Raw genomic sequence first — 17,313 nt, 5'->3', positions numbered from 1 at the left:
AGTTGCGGTTAAACCGTATTTTCGTAGCCTATCTTGCTCTTCTCTTCGTCAATCCAGGCGTCTGGCGCGTGAGGCAGCACTTCGCGTTTGAAGTAGGCGGCGATGTTCTCACCGAGCGGCACGTTTTCGGTGTCGCGCAAAGCGCTGTCCGACTGCGGCTTGCCCTTCTGCTCCCGGCGCGCTACATGCGGCCACGATAGCCTGCTTGAACTCTTCGCTGTGCTGACGCCGCGTGCAGGTCGGTTTCAAAAATTTGTCCATGATGTCCGCCAATCACTGAGGGGACTCCAACTTGGCGCGCCGATCCGCGCGCCGAAAGATGACTTTGGCGGGCGCTTATGGGACAGATTCCTGGCACTTGAGCTTTATCGCGGCTCGCTAAGTTTGCAAAAAAGCGCGGTGCCACAATTAGAAATCTGGCACATCCACTGTGACGTGATCTGGTTGAGCTGTTTGTTGTGCCGAAGGTTGCCAAAGACAGGTTCGACGGTGGCGAAGCGTTGAGCCACTGCCTTCTCCTGCACGGTGGTATCCACGATGATCTTCTCGAAGCTTTGGCGTTTGAGCGCGCCAGATCGCTTGCCTGCTTCGATGGTTTCGGTCAGCAGCCATTCGCTACCGGCTTCACCAACGCGTTTGCGCCAGCGCGTCAGGCTTGTCGGATGGCAGGGAAGCTCATGGCGAAAGAACACTTCGCCACAAAAGTGCTGCCAGTACGGATTCTCGCACCAGCGCGCGACGATCTCTTCGTCAGACAGGGTAAAGCAGTGCTTGAGGTAGGTGAGTCCGGCCATCAGCCGCGTTGGCAAGGGCGGCTGACCCGCACCCTCTGCATGAATCGCGCCGAACTCCCGCTCGAAAACAGGCCAATCAATCAAGCTCGCCAGTCGGACCAGTTCGTGGCGCGAATCGATCAGATTCTCCAGACGCATCCGGAACAGATCTTCCTGCGGGACGGCTTCTTGGCGTTTGGGCTTCATCGCAGCTCGCTTGGTTTGCAAGAAAACGCCGCGCCAGAATTTAAAATCTGGCAAACCAACAGCCCGTATTATCTCATTCAAACCTAGATGCATTAAGGGTTACAAGGATATTTCAGGGGCGACTAAATAAGCCTGCTCGACTCAAGCAAAACGCCCGGCATTGCCGGGCGTTTTGCTTTTCAGGTTCTGCGGATCAGGTTTTCTCGGGAGCGTAGAAGGCGATCAGCTGTCCCAGATTCTTGACGAACTGCTGGGTGTTGATGCCCAGCGGTCGGGGGCGTTTGGTATAGGGCGCAATCTCCGGCGGGCTTTGCGGATCGTAGGGCGAGGTGTCGTGGGTGTCGCCCACATTGCGGCTCATGTACTCGCGCCCGGTGAAGGCATCGCGTGGGCCGTCGCCACGATAGGGGTTGGTGATCGCGGGCAGGGGCGTGGCCCAGTAGTTCTTGTCGCCCAGATCCCGGATGAGCTGAGTGGCCTCGGCTGTGCTGATGCTTGCTGTCGCGCTCTTTGCACCGGCGAGCAGTTCGGGCAGGCTGAGTTTTTGCAAGGAAAAATATCGCGGCAAGGCGACGGCGGCTTTCAGTGCAAAAGGCGAGCGGGCGCGCATCTCGGCGATCACCCCGGCAGGCAGGCTGGCCAGGACTTCGTATTCGGCTTGCAGGGCATCCAGGCGCAGCATGCGCCCAGCCGAATAATGGCTCAGCGTGTCGCGGTGATCGTAATCCACGTAGTACGCGCCGTTGCGTACGTTTGATCCGTAGCGGTGCACAAAGCGTGGGCGGTTTGTGCCCAGCTCGACGAAAGTGGGGTGGGTGCGTCCGCGCAGTTGCGGATTCTCTGCCAGCATGGCATCGCTGAGCGGGCAGCTCTTGAGCCAGGAGATGGCTTCCGGTATGCGGGCGAGGTATTGGCGATCACCGGTCAGACGGAAATAGTGGAGAAGTTGCTGGATGTTGGTGGCCGTGGTGTGAGTGGCCAGGGCGCGCGGCTCGTAGCTGCGTGCACCGGCAGGCGCTCCGGCGGGGCGTCCATTGGCGGGCGTGGCCAGATGCTGCAATGCCCAGCCCGCTTGTGGGGCCGCTTGCTGCATGCGTGCCATGCAATCCATGGCCCGTTTGACGGCGGGCAGCAAGCGCGTTTCGCCCAGACCCATCACGCACAGCAGCAGGAACTTGATGTTCTCGCCGGCCACGTCGTCATTCCAGGTGACGTGCGGGGTGTAGTCGCCATCCTCCATACCTTGTGTAGTGCCCGGCGGCAGGCCCGGTGGCGCGTCCATCTTGCTCGCTGCTCCGGCGTAGTGCGGCCAGCGCTGCGGCCAGCCTCCGTCGGCAACGCCACCGGCATATTGGGCTTTGAGTACTAAGTCGATGGCACGATAGAGCGGGGCGCGAAAACGTTCATCACGTTTCGCCAGATACATGCGCAGCAACATTTGCGACGCGGTGGCGGAGCCTGCGTCGTCAAAAGTCGCATTGCCGTAATAGTGGTGAAATTCTTCGAGGCGCCAGCCATTGCGGCCGATGGTGTCGTACCAATGTTTGAGGGATTCTTCGCCGGCGAAATCATGGATGTAATTCCAGCCGCCGCAGGGCAGTTGCGCTTCAATCAGCGCCAGCGCGGTGCGTTCGGCAGCCTTGTAGAAGACTTCCTCGCCTGTCGCGTGCCAGGCATCAATGAAAGCGTGTCCCGCAGTGGGGGTCCCCGGGGGCTGGATCCAGCACATGCTGCGCTTGGCCTCCATCTCGCCCCAACTCACGCTCAGATCCGGCAGGCAGGCCCATACATAGCCGCCGCGGTAGGACACTTTTTCATCCATATGACGCACTGCTCGACGCATCGCGTCGAGTGCGCTGCTGCGTAGATCTGCAGGTTGAGATGGCGTGGCTTCGACGGCCAGGCTGGATGTTGCCGTGAGGGCAAAGGGTGTCGACAACAGACTTTTAACGAAGCTGCGGCGTTGCATGAACAGACTCCCGGGAAGCGTGATCCACAAAAAGCGACTCCGCCATAAACCGGGTGAGGTGCCGGTAAATAGCGGAGTCATGGTACTCCTTACGAATTCTTCAGCAGGCTAGGCCTGATCAGAACTCCTTGACGATGCCGAAGCGCGTGTAACGTTCGTCTCTGAGTGTGAGAGTGTCTTTGAAGCCGACTTTGGTGCCATCGTATTTGCCGCCCGCGATGGAGGTATTGCGCTCAAAGTCTGACTTCGCCACGGCACCATATACGTATACGCTGGGGCTCAGCATATACATGCCCCCAAACATGAATCCACGGCCACTATTGCGGTTCGACCCCAAGTCTTTGTTGCTCGCGACCTCCAGGCCGACCGCCCAGAGTTTGTCCCAGTTATATGAGACCACGTAGTTCATTCCTTTAGCCTTGAAGGCCGTGCCGTCATAGCCTAGGGCTGCGGTCTGGTTCGGGTTATAGCCCTTTTCGACGAAGTAGGAGGTCGATAGTTTCAGGCCTTTGGCGAAACCGGGTTTGTAAACCACAGAGGTTTCCGAGTAGGTCATACCATCGCGCAACTGGGAGCCGTTGGCTGCGTCACCATAGGCGGATGCGGCGCGTTTGACGATGTGATAGCCGAAAGTGGCTTCGCTACCAAGACTCAATTCGTAACCTACAGCCGAGGCATCACCGCTACCAATGGTGTTATTGGGCGATGCAGCCAAATTGCCGTCATTGCTGCCATCCTTGTGTTGATCACCAAAGGCATAATTGGCCTTGGCCAGCATTTTGACCGGGCCCAGTGTGAGTATTGGCGTGACGTACTCGGTTACGCGGTTCGTCAGATCCGAAGAGCGTGGCTTGGAGATGCCGAACTTCACGAACTCGATGTCCCTGATGTTGGTCATATACGGCTTATCGGCGATCCCTGACAGGTTCACGATGTTGTAAGTGCCCCAAGCCAGCTTGCCGAAGGAGCCTTTAATCCCCATGATCTTTTTGTCATTGGCGTTGAGGCCACCGTTTGTTGCTGTGTTCTTGCCTTCGTGGATGTTGGTGAAGCGCAGATCCAGATCAATGAAAGCTGACAAACTGGGGCTGATGGTTTCGTTGGCTTGAATGGTGATGCGTGAAGTTGATGCGCTGCCGTCGCCCTGGGTTTCTGTCGTGAGATAGCATGCCGCAGTGGGGCTACCGCAGCTGCCATCAGTGATGGAATCAGTAGCTGCCGTGCGCTTGAACTGATAGCCCGCATCAAATTTTCCGCCGATCTTGAGTTCTGTTTGAGCTTGTGCGGCACCGGCGGCAAGTGTAAGTACCGCAATGGCGATGGGGGCCAGAGCAAAGCCAATCTTTTGTTCCTTCATTTATATCTCCTTTGGTGAAAGACAGTTTTCTATTTGGTAATAGTTTCGTTGTGGTGCAGCGCCTTGATTTCCATTGCGATGCATGATTGCGAATTCGGGGTGTTGCAACAATTCCGTTATCTGCTTCGAGTACTTGTGTTTTCAGCTTGTGCGTTGCGAAAGCTGGTATTCACGCGGAGTACAGCCCAGTTCGCGACGAAAGACCGCATGCATGTATTGAAGGGTGGTGAAGCCGCACTGGATTGCAATGCTGGCGCAGCTCAATTGCGCGTCCAGTAGCAGTTCTTTAGCCTTGGCCAGTTTGGTGTGCATGATTTCGTCGTGTACCGTGTGGCCAAGCTCCTTGCGGAAGTAGGCGTCGAGAGTTGAACGTGCCAAGCCAAGGTAATCAACCACCTGCTCGGCCTTGATGCCTTGAGCCGCGTATTGGCGAATGTAGTGCCGGGCGCGCATCACATAGGGATTGCGCAAGGCCTGATGCTGGCTTGAGGTGGCGATGTGGATGCCTGCTGGCGCGACCAGCACGGGTGCGCTGCATTCGCGCCCGCCGCACAGCATGCGGTGCAGCAGACGCGCGGCCGTCATGCCCATTTCCTGAGTGCCCTGGATCACCGAGCTCATCGGAATGCGTGACAGCGTCTGGGTCAGCGGGTCGTTGTCGATGCCGATGATTGCAATCTCTTCAGGAACCGCCAGGCCGGCAATCAGGCAAGCCTGCATCACATGACGTGCACGCGCATCGTTGACGGCGATGATGCCGAGGGGCTTGGGCAGGGCTTGTAGCCAGACAATCAGCTTGCTCATGGCGTCTTGCCAGCCGCTGGCATGAGTCGCCTCGCCCCGGAAGATGGCTCTATGGGCGTTCGGGCCGCCGACGACGGTCGCGAAGGCTTTTTCACGTTCCTGCGCCCAGCGATTGCCGGGGTTGAGTGGCGCGCTGTACATGGCGAATTCGGTAATGCCAACACTTAGCAGATGTTCGTGCGCCAGCCTGATCAGTTGCAGGTTGTCGGTGGCGACGTACGGAATACCAGTTGGGTAATCTGCGGGCGATGCGTAGGAGCTGCCTACCGCCACGACCGGGCAGGGGCTCTGGCTCAAGGCCTTGCTGATTTCCGGATCGTCGAAATCCGCAATGATCCCGTCGCCACCCCAGCCTTCCATTTCCCAAGGCCGGCAGCGGAAGTCATCTTCCATGAACAGATCCCACACGGCCCGGGTTGAACCCATATAGGCACCGATGCCGGCGACGATCTCACGGTCATAAACCTTGTTGGCGTTGAACAGAAGGGCGATGCGATGCGGGCGTGGTCCGTGCGTCGGCGGCTGCGCGCCGAAAGGCCCTGGCCTTGCTTCTGTTTCACGATGCATGAACACCGCTCCCAATCACTTAAGCACGCTATGGCCGGGCGCCCAGCGCTGTTGCCATTGCGGGTAATCCTGCCCAAGCAATTCGCGTGGCGCTTCTGAAAACCAGTTGTATTTGACGCGTCGCTCGTAGGCTACCTCTGAAAAATCTGTGCGTTTGATACCGTCGCGGGAGGTGAAGAGCGGCTGGCCTTTGTCCAGATCGTAGAAGCGTGCCCAGATCGGTGGCGCTTTGGGGTCTTTGACGATGACGTAATCAGCGCCCCACTCCAAGGTGCGATCTTCCTTCTTGACCCGTTTCTGGCCTAGTAGTTTGGCGCTGTCCAGCCAGGCGACGGCATCCTGAATCGTCTGCACGACAGCTGGCGAGGGCTTGTCCAGACTCATCAGAAAACGGATGACGTTCACGCTTTCATGGCCGCTGATGGAAGGGAGTTCATAGGATCTTCCGGTGACGGGCGCAAGAGAGGCTTCATCGTACTGCGCGCACCAGCCGGTTTTCTTGCCGCCCACTAAAAGTTGAGTCTTGATGATCAGATCCAGTCCGCGCTGGAATGAATCTTTGGCGCGTGCCAGTCGCGCCTTGTCGACAAAGCGGAACTCTTCAGTCTGGGCGCTGATGTCGCGCATGACTTCCAGTGCATTGGCAATTGCATCATCGTTAAAGGTGATGCGTTTTTTGTAGCCGATCGGGTCGGGCCAGAACTGTTGCCAGCCTCCATTCTGGAGTTGCGCCGCGAGGAGGTAGTCGAGGCCGCGGTTGAAGGCTGCGCGGTACTTGTCTTCGCCGAACGCGGTGTAGGCACGCGCCAGAACGCGTACTTGCTTCAAGGTGGAGTCGTTGTCGATGGTCGACTTCCCTTTGACGCCGCTGAGGTGGGCGGTGTTGATGGGGAGCAGCATGTTCACGTTGCGATCAAGTTTGGGCCAGCCGCCGTCCTTGTTCTGATAACCCAGCACCACATCGGCGAGTTTGCGCCCGTCGGCGCTGGCATAGAAGGCGACCGCTTGTGTGGTCATGGTGGATTCAGTGACTGGACCGCCCTTGGCCAGATCTTCGGTCTTCTTCGAGACGGGCATGATGAAGGTGGCCGACAGGCGCTGGCGCGCTTCGTCCCATTTTGTATAGGCGCCCAGCAGATCGAAAACCGATGCCACAGGCACCCACAGGCTGCCGCCGCGCCGCTCGGGGGCGAGATCCAGTGTGGATATTGAGTTGTTGAGTTGTGCGCTGACCGAACCAGCAGTCAGCGCGAGTTGCTGGCCATTGAGTCGATAGTGGGCGCTGCTTGTGGCGGGATCAAACTGATACTCGCCGCCCAGCAGTGTCACGATGTCCTGAATGGGGGCAAACATCCTCTTGCCCGGCTTGAGTTCGGGCATGGTGTAGAGGCCTTCTTCCAGCTCCTGATAACCGCTGTCCATTGAGAAGTTAGGCTCACCCATGATCAGGGCGATCGTAAGCAGCGTCGTATTGGCAGGACGCACCATTGCTGCCGAAGATGCACTACTCGGTGCCATCGTTTGCGGGCCCGCACAGGCTGCGCATACAAGGGCTGCGCCGAGTAGTGCCAGGCTATTGAAAACGATGCGCTGCATGACTGTATTCCTTGTCCGGGGGGTGAAACTACCGCAAACTTGATGGCGAAGTATAATCAAACGAATCAAAATTTGATGTGCGAACATCAAATTTTGCTATTTGACACCTAAAAAATGTACTCATGTGATCAAGCCTAAAGCCAAGATTCAGGATGTTGCCGCCGTTGCCGGGGTGGGAGTTGCAACCGTGGACCGGGTACTGAACAAGCGCCCGGGTGTTCGCCAGCAGACCGTCGCGCGGGTGGAGGCTGCCCTCAGACAACTCAACTACCGTCCGGATATTCATGCGGCGCGTCTCGCCAAGGGGCGGAACTTGCGTCTGGCGTTTGTGATCCCCCGTGGGCACAACACCTTCATGGATCTGCTGCTTGACGAGGTGCACAACACCGCAGAGCGCATGCTGCATGAGCGCTGTTTCATTGACGTTCTGTTTGTCGAGGCCTTCGATGGCGCCTCGGTGGCGGCGACGCTGAATGGCCTGTCCGAACAGGATTGGGACGGCGTGGCCGTTGTTGTGCCCGATGCACAACTGGTGCGCGAGGCGATTGACGCCTGTGTTGCGCGCGGCCTCAAGCTGGTGACGCTGGTGTCAGATCTGCCGTCCTCGGCCCGACAGCATTTTGTCGGGATCGACAACATTGCAGCAGGGCGTGTCGCAGGCCGTTTGCTCGGACGCTTCAATGCCGGGCGCAGTGGGCGGATCGCCTTGATTGCCGGCTCCATGGTGCTGCGCGACCACATGGAGCGCTATATGGGCTGCGAGCAGGTTTTGCGCGCCGAGTTTCCAGCCTTAACGGCTTTGCCTGTGATCGAAGGGCGCGATGACGCCGAGACGACCGCCGCAGTCGCACGGGATTTGTTGCTGAACCATCCCGACATCGTCGGGATTTACAACATGGGCGCGGGTAATCGCGGTTTGATCCGGGAGCTCAAGGCGGCGCGCCAGCCAGGTCAGGTGGTGACGATTGCGCACGAACTCACGCCACATGCACGGCAGGCCCTGCTGGAGGGGACTTACGACGCAATCCTGTGTCAGGATCCGGCGCATGAAGTACGCAGTGCAGTCCGGATTCTGCAAGCCCTGTGTGAGGACGGCGCTATCGTGCGTAACCAGGAGCGCATCCGGATCGAGATTTTCCTGAAAGACAATCTGCCCTGATTTCTGACGCCCCGGATTACGAATTTTACCGGGGCGTTTTGCTGCTCAAAATTGATGTACGATCATCAAAAATTGATCGTAATTAATGTTCTGTGCATCATTTCATCGAGCCGCACGACATCTGTAGAAGGATTTCCGTGAGCTGTTATCTGGGTATCGATCTGGGGACTTCCGAGATCAAGCTTCTTTTGCTCGATAGCGAGCACACCGTGCTGGCGATGAAGGGCGTGGCGCTGACGGTATCGCGGCCTGCGCCGCGCTGCTCGGAGCAGAATCCTGCTGACTGGTGGCAGGCCTTCTGCGCCGGCATGGATTTTCTTGCTGCTACGCATGCGCCACTGATGGCTCGGGTACGTGGCATCGGTCTTTCGGGGCAGATGCATGGCGCCGTGCTGCTGGACGAGGCCGATCAAGTCTTGCGTCCGGCCATCCTCTGGAATGACGGACGCAGCGAACTGGAGTGCGCCGAACTGATGGCGGAATTGCCGACGCTGCCGCAGATCGCGGGCAATCTGGCCATGCCGGGCTTCACCGCCCCCAAGTTGCGCTGGGTCGCGAAGCACGAGCCCGATGTTTTTGCGCGCATCCGCTGCGTGCTGCTGCCCAAGGACTGGCTGCGTATGCGCCTGAGCGGCGACAAGGTCTCGGACATGTCCGATGCCGCCGGCACTTTGTGGTTGGATGTGGCGCGGCGTGACTGGTCCGATGAGTTGTTGGCCGCGACGGGGCTGAATCGCAGCCAGATGCCGCGACTGCTGGAGGGGAGTGAGTCTTCCGGGGTGCTGAACCCGGCCTTGGCAGGACGCTGGGGCTTGGCTGCGGCGGTGATCGTGGCGGGCGGCGCCGGCGACAATGCGGCCAGCGCCGTGGGGATTGGCGCCATTCGGCCCGGCGATGGTTTTCTGTCTCTGGGGACTTCGGGCGTTCTGTTCGTGGTGAATGACTGTTTTCGCCCGAATCCTGAGCTGGCCGTGCATGCCTTCTGCCATGCTTTGCCGGGGCGCTGGCACCAGATGAGTGTGATGCTTTCTGCCGCGAGCTGTTTGAAGTGGGTTACGCAAATGACCGGCCGCGCCGACGAAGCTTGTCTGCTGGCGGAAGTCGCGGCCCTGGACGAGACGGCCCTCGCCAAGGCCCCTGTGTTTCTGCCTTACCTGTCGGGTGAGCGTACGCCGCATAACGATCCGCATGCGCAGGGTGTCTTTTTTGGACTGGGCTTCGAGCACGGACCCGCGCATCTGGGCTACGCCGTGATCGAAGGCGTGGCTTTTGCCTTCCGCGATGGATTGGCAGCCTTGCAGCAGGCAGGAACCACCGTATTGCGCTTGTCGCTGGTCGGTGGTGGCGCCCGTAGTCCGGAATGGGCGCAATTATTGGCCAGTGCGCTGGGTGTCGAAATCCTTACGCATGAGGGCGGTGAGACAGGGGGCGCTTTGGGCGCCGCTCGCCTGGCCTGGCTGGCCGATGGGGGCGAAGAGTCGGTGGTGTGCGCCGTTCCGCCGGTTGCCGCCCGCTATCAACCCGATCCAGCGCAGATGCTCTTGCTGGAGCCTCGCTACCAGCGCTTTCGCCGACTGTACCCGACACTCAAGTCCGAATTCGCGTACGCCTCAAATCCAGAATTTGCTCAAGCCGATCCGGCGCTGAAATCAGAACTCGCGCCCGACGCGCATCAAAGAATCAAACTGTCACAGGACCTTGCTGCATGAACACCTATTTTTCCAACATTCCCGCCATCTCCTATGAGGGGCCTGAAAGCACCAATCCACTGGCCTTCCGCTGGTACGACAAGGATCGCGTCGTGCTCGGCAAGCGCATGGAAGATCACCTGCGTTTTGCAGTGTGTTATTGGCATAACTTCGTGTGGGGCGGTAATGATCCGTTCGGCGGCTCGACCTTCGAGCGTCCGTGGTTTCAGGGCGGTACGCCGCTGGAAATGGCCGAGCGCAAGGCCGATGCAGCTTTCGACTTTTTCAGCAAGCTTGGTGTGCCGTATTACTGTTTTCACGATCGAGATGTGGCCCCGGAAGGCGCTACGCCGCGTGAATCGCACGCCAACTTCCGCCACATGGTCGACAAGCTGGCGGCGCATCAGCAGCGCACCGGCGTGAAGCTGTTGTGGGGCACGGCCAATCTGTTCAGTCACCGGCGCTTCATGTCCGGGGCTGCGAGCAATCCGGATCCCGAGATTTTCGCCATGGGCGCGGCCCAGGTGCGTGCCGCACTGGATGCGACGCTCGAGCTCGGCGGTGAGAACTATGTGCTGTGGGGCGGACGTGAAGGTTATGAAACCCTGCTTAATACCGACCTGTCGCGCGAGATGGATCAGCTCGGACGCTTCCTGACGCTGGTGGTTGAGCACAAGCATCGCATCGGTTTCAAGGGCCTGATCCTGATCGAACCGAAACCACGCGAACCGTCCAAGCATCAATACGATTTCGACACCGCTACGGTCTATGGTTTCCTCAAACGCTACGGCCTCGAAAACGAAGTCAAGGTGAATATCGAGGCCAATCACGCGACGCTGTCGGGTCATAGCTTCGAACATGAAATTGCCACGGCGCAGGCGCTGGGTATTTTCGGCAGCATCGACATGAACCGTGGCGACCCGCAACTGGGCTGGGATACCGATCAGTTCCCGAATAACGTGCCGGAAACCGCGCTGGCCATGTACCACATCCTCAAGGGGGGCGGCTTCACCAGCGGCGGCCTGAATTTTGATGCCAAGGTTCGCCGCCAGTCCATCGATGCGGAAGATCTGTTCATCGCCCATATCGGCGGTATGGATGTCAGTGCGCGTGCGCTGTTGATTGCCGAGCAGATGCTCAGCAACGATCCCCTGCAGGCCGCCGTGGATAAGCGTTATGCCGGCTGGAATGGCGAACTTGGGCGTGGCATTCTCGACGGCTCGCTGAGTCTGGCCGATTTGTCGGACCGGGTGCTGGCGGACAACGTCGATGTGCAGCCGGTTTCAGGTAAGCAGGAATGGTATGAGAATCTGCTCAACCGGTTCTGCTGAGAGGAATGTGTTAATGAGTGAAGCGTCAAACATGCAGTGGGGGCGAGGTCCGGAAGGTCAGCGCAAGGCTGATCTGGGCAATGGCTTTTACCTGAACCCGATAATGCCCGGTGATCATCCCGATCCGTCGATTCTGAAGGACGGTGACGATTACTACATGACCTTCTCTACGTTCGATGCCTATCCCGGCCTGGTGATCTGGCACTCGAAGGATCTGGTGAACTGGCAGCCTGTTGGAGCCGCGCTCAAAAAGCCGATTGGTTCGGTATGGGCGCCGGAGCTGACCAAGCATGCCGGACGCTATTACCTGTATATCCCAACACGCCTGAAGAATCAGGGCCTGCAGGGGCGTGGCAGCATTCATGTGATCTGGGCCGACGATATCCGTGGCCCCTGGAGCGAGCCGATTGATCTGTGCAATCCACGCATCGACCCCGGCCACGCCGTGGGCGAGGATGGCAAACGTTATCTGTTCCTTTCCGGTGGAGACCGTGTCCAGCTCGCCGATGACGGCCTCTCGATCGTGGGCGAGATGGAGCACGTCTATGACGGCTGGCAGTATCCGGAAGAGTGGGATGTCGAGAACTTCGCTCAGGAAGGGCCGAAGATCTCGCGCCACGGCGACTACTACTACATGATCCTCGCCGAGGGCGGCACCGCCGGCCCGGCTACCGGCCACATGGTGGTGGTGGCACGCTCGAAGTCGATTCACGGGCCGTGGGAGAACGCGCCGAACAATCCCGTCGTGCGTACGCAATCGCCCAAGGAAACCTGGTGGTCGCGCGGCCACGCCACCCTGGTCGAAGGGCCGGGCGGTCAGTGGTACACGGTGTATCACGGTTACGAAAACGGCTATTACAACCTCGGCCGCCAGTGCCTGCTCGAACCCATCGAATGGACCGATGACGGCTGGTTCAAGGTGACGGGCTCGGATGTGGCGCAACCGATCCGCCTGCCGATCACCGATTGCGCCGTGCCGCACGGGCAGGCGCTGTCGGATGATTTTTCGCAGGACAAGATGGGCGTGCAGTGGGGTTTCTACGACCCTCAGCCCGAGCATGGTCTGCGCCATCGCTACGAGGAGGGTGCGCTGGTGATTCGCGGGGTGGGCGGCACGCCTGCCGACTGTTCGCCGCTGACTTGCGTGAATGGCGACCGCGCCTATCGTTTCGAGGTCGAAATCGAGGTGGGCGAAGGTGCCACCGGTGGCGTTCTGCTCTTCTACAGCCGCCGTCTGTACGTCGGTCTGGGCTTTAACGCAGGCCAGTTGCTGATGCATCGCTATGGCACCGAGCGCGAGATGAAGATCCCGCCCCATATCGATGGCAAGCGCCTGTTCATGCGCGTCACCAATCGGGATCACGTCGTGACGATTCATACCAGCGCAGACGGAGTGAGCTGGCACAAATTCGCGACCCAGATGGAAGTCAGCGGATACCACCACAACGTGGCTTTCGATTTCCTCAGCTTGCGTCCCGGCCTGTATGCGGCCGGTGAGGGCGAGGTGAGGTTCAGGAATTTCCGTTACGAGGCACTCGCGGCGGAGTGAATCAGGCCGGGGCATACCGGCATCAACAAGAGGAGATGAGCATGTCAATGAGATTACTGGCCGTGCTGGCCTGCCTGGCGCTGCCGCTGGCGGCGCAGGCCTATACCAGCGCCCCGGCGCTGGAGAAACTGGAGAAGGAAGGCAAACTTCCGACCGTGGATAAACGCCTTCCGGATAGTCCAGAAGTCATCATTCCGCTGGAACGTGTTGGTAAATACGGTGGAACTCTGCGCAGCGCGCTGCGTGGCAATGGCGATGGCAATGCGATCCTGCGCATGGTCGGCAACCAAGGCCTGGTGCGCTGGAATCTGGATATGAGCAAGGTTGTGCCGAATGTGGCCGAAAGCTGGACCACCAACACTGACTCTTCCGAATACACCTTCAAGCTGCGGCGTGGCATGAAGTGGTCCGATGGCAGCCCCTTCACCGCTGATGATATTCTGTTCACGATGAACGATCTGCTTGGCAACAAGGGTTTCGTGGCCAATCCGCCGGCCTTTTTCAAGGTGCAGGACAAGCCTGTCATTACCGAGAAGATTGACGAGTTAACGGTGCGTTTCAAATTCGCGGCACCCTATGTCTCTTTCATCGAGATCCTCGCTCACCCCACCCTGCAGTACCCCACCCTGTACTCGAAAAATTACTGCAGCCAATACCATCCCAAGTACAACCCCAAACTGGATGAATTGCTCAAGCAGTACGCCGCCAAGGATTGGGGCATGCTGATCCGCAATCGTTGCGGCGATCAGGAAACACCCACCCGCTGGGGCAATCCGGAGCGTCCCACGCTGGATCCCTGGCTGATCGTCGAGCCGTATGGTGGCAGCGCGTCCAAGGTGCGTCTGAAGCGCAACCCGTATTTCTGGCAGGTCGATAGCAAGGGCCAGCAGCTGCCCTATATCGACGAGTTGAGCCTGACGGTGATCTCTGAAGTGGAAACCATGGTGCTCGCAGCCATCAATGGCCAGCTCGATTTCCAGTCGCGTCACATCGGCGGCACGCCGAATCTGCCGGTTCTCTCCGAGAGCGCCGACAAGGGTGGCTATCGTGTGCTGCAGATGGAAGACGCCAGCTCCAATTCCGGCGGCCTGTTCCTGAACTTTACGACCCGCAACGAAAAATTGCGCCCGTTGATCCGCAACAAGGATTTTCGCGTCGCGCTTTCGTTGGCGATGGATCGTAAGGAAATCAACGACATCATCCACCTCGGTCAGGGCTCCCCCTGGCAGCTCGGCCCGAAGAAATCGAACCGTTTCTACAATGAGCAGCTGGCCACCCAGTTCACCAAAACCGATCTGGGCAAGGCCAATGAATTGCTCGACAAGGCTGGTCTGAGCAAGCGCGATGCCGACGGTTTCCGCCAGTATCCGGCAGGTGGCCGCGTGTCCATTGGCGCCATCGTGCCGGCGGCCAGTACGGGCGGCATTGATACCCTGGACATGGTGCGCAAGCACTGGGCCAAGGTTGGCATCGAACTGGTCCTGCAGCCGGTAGAGCGGTCGCTTTTTTATGACCGCTCCAATACCAATGACTACGAGATGGCGATTTTCGTGGTGGGCGGCGGTCTTGACCCGCAATTCGACAAGACCGGCGTGCTCGCCTGGAGTCCGACCGAATCGCGCCAGAGTCTGCAGTGGGTGAAGTGGGCACAGAGCGGTGGCAAGCAGGGTGAGGAGCCGACGCCGTCCATGAAAAAGCGTCTCGAAATCGACGAAAAGTGGAAGACCGCCAAGACCCAGGCCGAGGCTGATGGCTATCTGCGCCAGATTCTGCAGTTGGCCGCAGACGAGTTCGAGGTCATCGGCACCATCTCCACGCCGAAGGTCTTGGGCGTACTCAGCAAGCGCCTTGTTAACGTCAACGAGAAAATGCCTTGGGCTTGGCCCTACGCTACGCCGGCAGCCTCGCTGCCACAGCAGTATTTCTACAAGTAAATTTCAGCACCTCAGATAAAACCCGCCAGTGTTTCACTGGCGGGTTTTTTGTGCGCCCGGCATGGGCACACTCCTGCGGACTTTCGGGGTGAGCCGAGCAAGCGGAGCCCTTGGGAAGTAGTCGCCCATGAAATATCCTTGTAACCCCTACTGCATCTAGGTTTGAATGAGATAATGCGGGCTGTTGGTTTGCCAGATTTTAAATTCTGGCGCCGCGTTTTCTTGCAAACCAAGCGAGCTGCGATGAAGCCCAAACGCCAAGAAGCCGTCCCCCAAGAAGATCTGTTCCGGATGCGTCTGGAGAATCTGATCGATTCGCGCCACGAACTGGTCCGACTGGCGAGCTTGATTGATTGGCCTGTTTTCGAGCGGGAGTTCGGCGCGATTCATGCAGAGGGTGCGGGTCAGCCGCCCTTGCCAACGCGGCTGATGGCCGGACTCACCTACCTCAAGCACTGCTTTACCCTGTCTGACGAAGAGATCGTCGCGCGCTGGTGCGAGAATCCGTACTGGCAGCACTTTTGTGGCGAAGTGTTCTTTCGCCATGCGCTTCCCTGCCATCCGACAAGCCTGACGCGCTGGCGCAAACGCGTTGGTGAAGCCGGTTGCGAATGGCTGCTGACCGAAACCATCGAAGCAGGCAAGCGATCTGGCGCGCTCAAACGCCAAAGCTTCGAGAAGATCATCGTGGATACCACCGTGCAGGAGAAGGCAGTGGCTCACCCGACGGACTCGCGCCTGCTCAACACCGCGCGCGAGAAACTGGTTGAGGCCGCCCAGAAAGAAGGCATCGAGCTTCGCCAGAGCTACGCACGCGTTGGCCCACAGCGGCAGTTGCAAGCAGGGCGTAATGCCCATGCCAAACAATACAAGCGCAGCGCTGGCTAACAAAAACGGGAGAAAGACGCAAGCACGGATCACCGATTTGCATAGTCTATTCGTGTTTTTTCTATGTTTAATTTGGTTGCAAAAAAGTAGTGAAATGAGTTTGTTAAGGTCCAAATTTGATTGGCTTATAAAATTTTGCATGGAAGGGGGGCCGAACTACCCTCGGTGGAGTTGGATCGCAATCAAACGTACATTGGTTGGAGCGGAAATTTCTTCTGGCCATAGATAGTCGAACCTGAAGAATCCATTTTTTCAGGCGACAGCCACCCTCTCGACCCACAAGAGACATTCGTCATCTCGACAACTCTGCGGCAGGTTTTTGAGTGGAGCGATCCTTCAGGACAAGTGGCGAGTGAGCGCAGCTCGGCCATTGCTGCCGTTCGGCTCTATGACATCTTCAGGCTGTTTTGAAGGCAAAGCAGACTTTGCTTTATGGTGAGGAACGAAGTTCGATCCAGCCAGAGGCGCACTGCTTCGATGCAGGATTGATGATAAATTGGGGCCATGCGATTCCATGCCGACGGCCCTTTGATATCGGACATCCTCTTAGAACGATGTGATGCTGGTCGAGCAGTGTTTCTGTGTGGCGCCGGAGTTTTGGTGCCTTCAGGAATCCCCAACCATCCTTGCCGATACTCACCATGAACAGCACTACCGCGCAATCCTTCCTTGCCCGCGTGCGCGACAGCCTGCCGAGGCTGCACCCCACCGAGCGCAAGCTTGCCGAGTTCATGCTCGACTTTCCCGGCGAACTGGCCAGTTACTCGGCCTCCGAGTTGGCCCGGCTGGCAGGCGTGTCGAACGCCACCGTGACGCGCCTCATCAAGCGCCTCAATTATCAGAACTACGACGAAGCTCGGCGGCAGGTGCGCGAGGAGAAGCAGACCGGCTCGCCGCTGTTTCTCGCCGACCGTGCCGTGGGCATCGAGAAGCTCTTCGAAGCGCATGCCGAGCAAGGGCAGGATAATCTGCGGCGAACTTTCGCGAGACTCAGCGAGCCACAGGTGGCCGCCATTGCGCAGGCTCTGCTGTCGGCGCGCAAAGTGTGGGTGACCGGCTTTCGAAGCAGCCATGCCGTGGCCAGCTACTTCCGCTGGCAGATCTTTCAGGTCAAGGAAGACATCCATGTTGTTCCCAACGCAGGCGACACGCTGGGCGAGTACCTCGCCAGTATCACGCCGCAGGATCTGGTGGTTATATTCGGTCTGCGCCGCCGCCCGGCGCGCCTGCGCGACATCGTCAATCAAGCCGTCGCCACCGGCGCTCCAGTGCTCTACATCACCGATGAAGCACTTGCCGAGCACAAGGAGGTTGCTTGGCACCTCCGTTGCGCCTGCACGGCGCCAGGGCCGCTCGACAACCATGCTGCTGTGATCGCCCTGTGCCACCTGCTGGCCAATCGCGTCATGGAAATATCTGGCGCCAGCGGCCGTGACCGCCTGACAGCAATCGAAGCCGAACACGATGCGTTTGGCGAGATGTAGGCACGCA

13 protein-coding genes are annotated in these 17,313 nt (G+C 58.8%); 7 read left to right on the top strand and 6 right to left on the bottom strand.

The window, feature by feature from the left end; genetic code table 11:
* Positions 1 to 8: 8 nt before the first annotated feature.
* The 6 genes from ABXR19_RS05435 to pelA form a co-directional block, all read right to left on the bottom strand.
* Complete coding sequence (locus ABXR19_RS05435) at positions 9 to 140, bottom strand: hypothetical protein (protein ID WP_354600085.1); 132 nt, start codon at positions 138 to 140, stop codon at positions 9 to 11.
* A 225-nt stretch (positions 141 to 365) separates the two neighbouring features.
* Entirely contained in the window at positions 366 to 1,073 is a 708-nt protein-coding gene (locus ABXR19_RS05430; RefSeq protein WP_354600084.1) for a transposase, read from the bottom strand.
* Positions 1,074 to 1,173: 100 nt separating this feature from the next.
* The gene (locus tag ABXR19_RS05425; RefSeq protein WP_354600083.1) at positions 1,174 to 2,949 is read right to left on the bottom strand and encodes a pectate lyase; all 1,776 of its coding nucleotides are present in this window, start codon (positions 2,947 to 2,949) and stop codon (positions 1,174 to 1,176) included.
* A 118-nt stretch (positions 2,950 to 3,067) separates the two neighbouring features.
* The gene (locus tag ABXR19_RS05420; protein WP_354600082.1) at positions 3,068 to 4,306 is read right to left on the bottom strand and encodes a porin; all 1,239 of its coding nucleotides are present in this window, start codon (positions 4,304 to 4,306) and stop codon (positions 3,068 to 3,070) included.
* Positions 4,307 to 4,447: 141 nt separating this feature from the next.
* Positions 4,448 to 5,677: a XylR family transcriptional regulator gene (locus tag ABXR19_RS05415; protein ID WP_354600081.1), complete on the bottom strand. Its 1,230-nt coding sequence runs from the start codon at positions 5,675 to 5,677 to the stop codon at positions 4,448 to 4,450.
* Positions 5,678 to 5,692: 15 nt separating this feature from the next.
* A complete protein-coding gene (gene pelA / locus ABXR19_RS05410) occupies positions 5,693 to 7,273 on the bottom strand; it encodes a pectate lyase (protein ID WP_354600080.1) in 1,581 nt (526 codons plus the stop codon).
* Positions 7,274 to 7,397: 124 nt separating this feature from the next.
* Between pelA and ABXR19_RS05405 the strand changes: the two genes are divergently transcribed.
* The 7 genes from ABXR19_RS05405 (at position 7,398) to ABXR19_RS05375 (ending at position 17,306) form a co-directional block, all read left to right on the top strand.
* Positions 7,398 to 8,432, top strand: coding sequence for a LacI family DNA-binding transcriptional regulator (locus tag ABXR19_RS05405; RefSeq protein ID WP_354600079.1), 1,035 nt, complete (start codon positions 7,398 to 7,400; stop codon positions 8,430 to 8,432).
* 137 nt (positions 8,433 to 8,569) lie between these two features.
* Positions 8,570 to 10,141, top strand: coding sequence for a xylulokinase (gene xylB / locus ABXR19_RS05400; RefSeq protein ID WP_354600078.1), 1,572 nt, complete (start codon positions 8,570 to 8,572; stop codon positions 10,139 to 10,141).
* Entirely contained in the window at positions 10,138 to 11,451 is a 1,314-nt protein-coding gene (gene xylA, locus ABXR19_RS05395) for a xylose isomerase (protein ID WP_354600077.1), read from the top strand. The genes xylB and xylA overlap by 4 nt, the downstream gene beginning before the upstream one ends.
* 13 nt (positions 11,452 to 11,464) lie before the next feature.
* Positions 11,465 to 13,000: a family 43 glycosylhydrolase gene (locus ABXR19_RS05390; RefSeq protein WP_354600076.1), complete on the top strand. Its 1,536-nt coding sequence runs from the start codon at positions 11,465 to 11,467 to the stop codon at positions 12,998 to 13,000.
* A gap of 41 nt (positions 13,001 to 13,041) precedes the next feature.
* Positions 13,042 to 14,934, top strand: coding sequence for an ABC transporter substrate-binding protein (locus ABXR19_RS05385; protein WP_354600075.1), 1,893 nt, complete (start codon positions 13,042 to 13,044; stop codon positions 14,932 to 14,934).
* Positions 14,935 to 15,177: 243 nt separating this feature from the next.
* On the top strand, positions 15,178 to 15,822 hold the full coding sequence (locus ABXR19_RS05380) for an IS5 family transposase (protein WP_354600074.1): 645 nt from the start codon (positions 15,178 to 15,180) through the stop codon (positions 15,820 to 15,822).
* A gap of 641 nt (positions 15,823 to 16,463) precedes the next feature.
* Positions 16,464 to 17,306 carry a MurR/RpiR family transcriptional regulator gene (locus ABXR19_RS05375; RefSeq protein WP_354600073.1) on the top strand — a complete coding sequence of 281 codons (843 nt, stop codon included), beginning with the start codon at positions 16,464 to 16,466 and terminating at the stop codon, positions 17,304 to 17,306.
* Positions 17,307 to 17,313: the final 7 nt, after the last annotated feature.

The sequence above is a fragment of the Uliginosibacterium flavum genome, from assembly GCF_040566545.1.
Classification (GTDB): Bacteria; Pseudomonadota; Gammaproteobacteria; order Burkholderiales; family Rhodocyclaceae; genus Uliginosibacterium; species Uliginosibacterium flavum.
The sequence above is the reverse complement of the archived record's forward strand: the minus strand, read 5'-3'. Positions and strand labels throughout refer to the sequence as shown.

What these genes read in the sequence shown, in the direction of transcription:
- pelA (WP_354600080.1), bottom strand. Translation starts at nt 7,273, where the DNA reads ATGCAGCGCATCGTTTTCAATAGCCTGGCACTACTCGGCGCAGCCCTT.
- ABXR19_RS05415 (WP_354600081.1), bottom strand. Translation starts at nt 5,677, where the DNA reads ATGCATCGTGAAACAGAAGCAAGGCCAGGGCCTTTCGGCGCGCAGCCG.
- ABXR19_RS05420 (WP_354600082.1), bottom strand. Translation starts at nt 4,306, where the DNA reads ATGAAGGAACAAAAGATTGGCTTTGCTCTGGCCCCCATCGCCATTGCG.
- ABXR19_RS05380 (WP_354600074.1), top strand. Translation starts at nt 15,178, where the DNA reads ATGAAGCCCAAACGCCAAGAAGCCGTCCCCCAAGAAGATCTGTTCCGG.
- xylA (WP_354600077.1), top strand. Translation starts at nt 10,138, where the DNA reads ATGAACACCTATTTTTCCAACATTCCCGCCATCTCCTATGAGGGGCCT.
- ABXR19_RS05390 (WP_354600076.1), top strand. Translation starts at nt 11,465, where the DNA reads ATGAGTGAAGCGTCAAACATGCAGTGGGGGCGAGGTCCGGAAGGTCAG.
- ABXR19_RS05375 (WP_354600073.1), top strand. Translation starts at nt 16,464, where the DNA reads ATGAACAGCACTACCGCGCAATCCTTCCTTGCCCGCGTGCGCGACAGC.
- ABXR19_RS05425 (WP_354600083.1), bottom strand. Translation starts at nt 2,949, where the DNA reads ATGCAACGCCGCAGCTTCGTTAAAAGTCTGTTGTCGACACCCTTTGCC.
- ABXR19_RS05430 (WP_354600084.1), bottom strand. Translation starts at nt 1,073, where the DNA reads ATGCATCTAGGTTTGAATGAGATAATACGGGCTGTTGGTTTGCCAGAT.
- ABXR19_RS05385 (WP_354600075.1), top strand. Translation starts at nt 13,042, where the DNA reads ATGTCAATGAGATTACTGGCCGTGCTGGCCTGCCTGGCGCTGCCGCTG.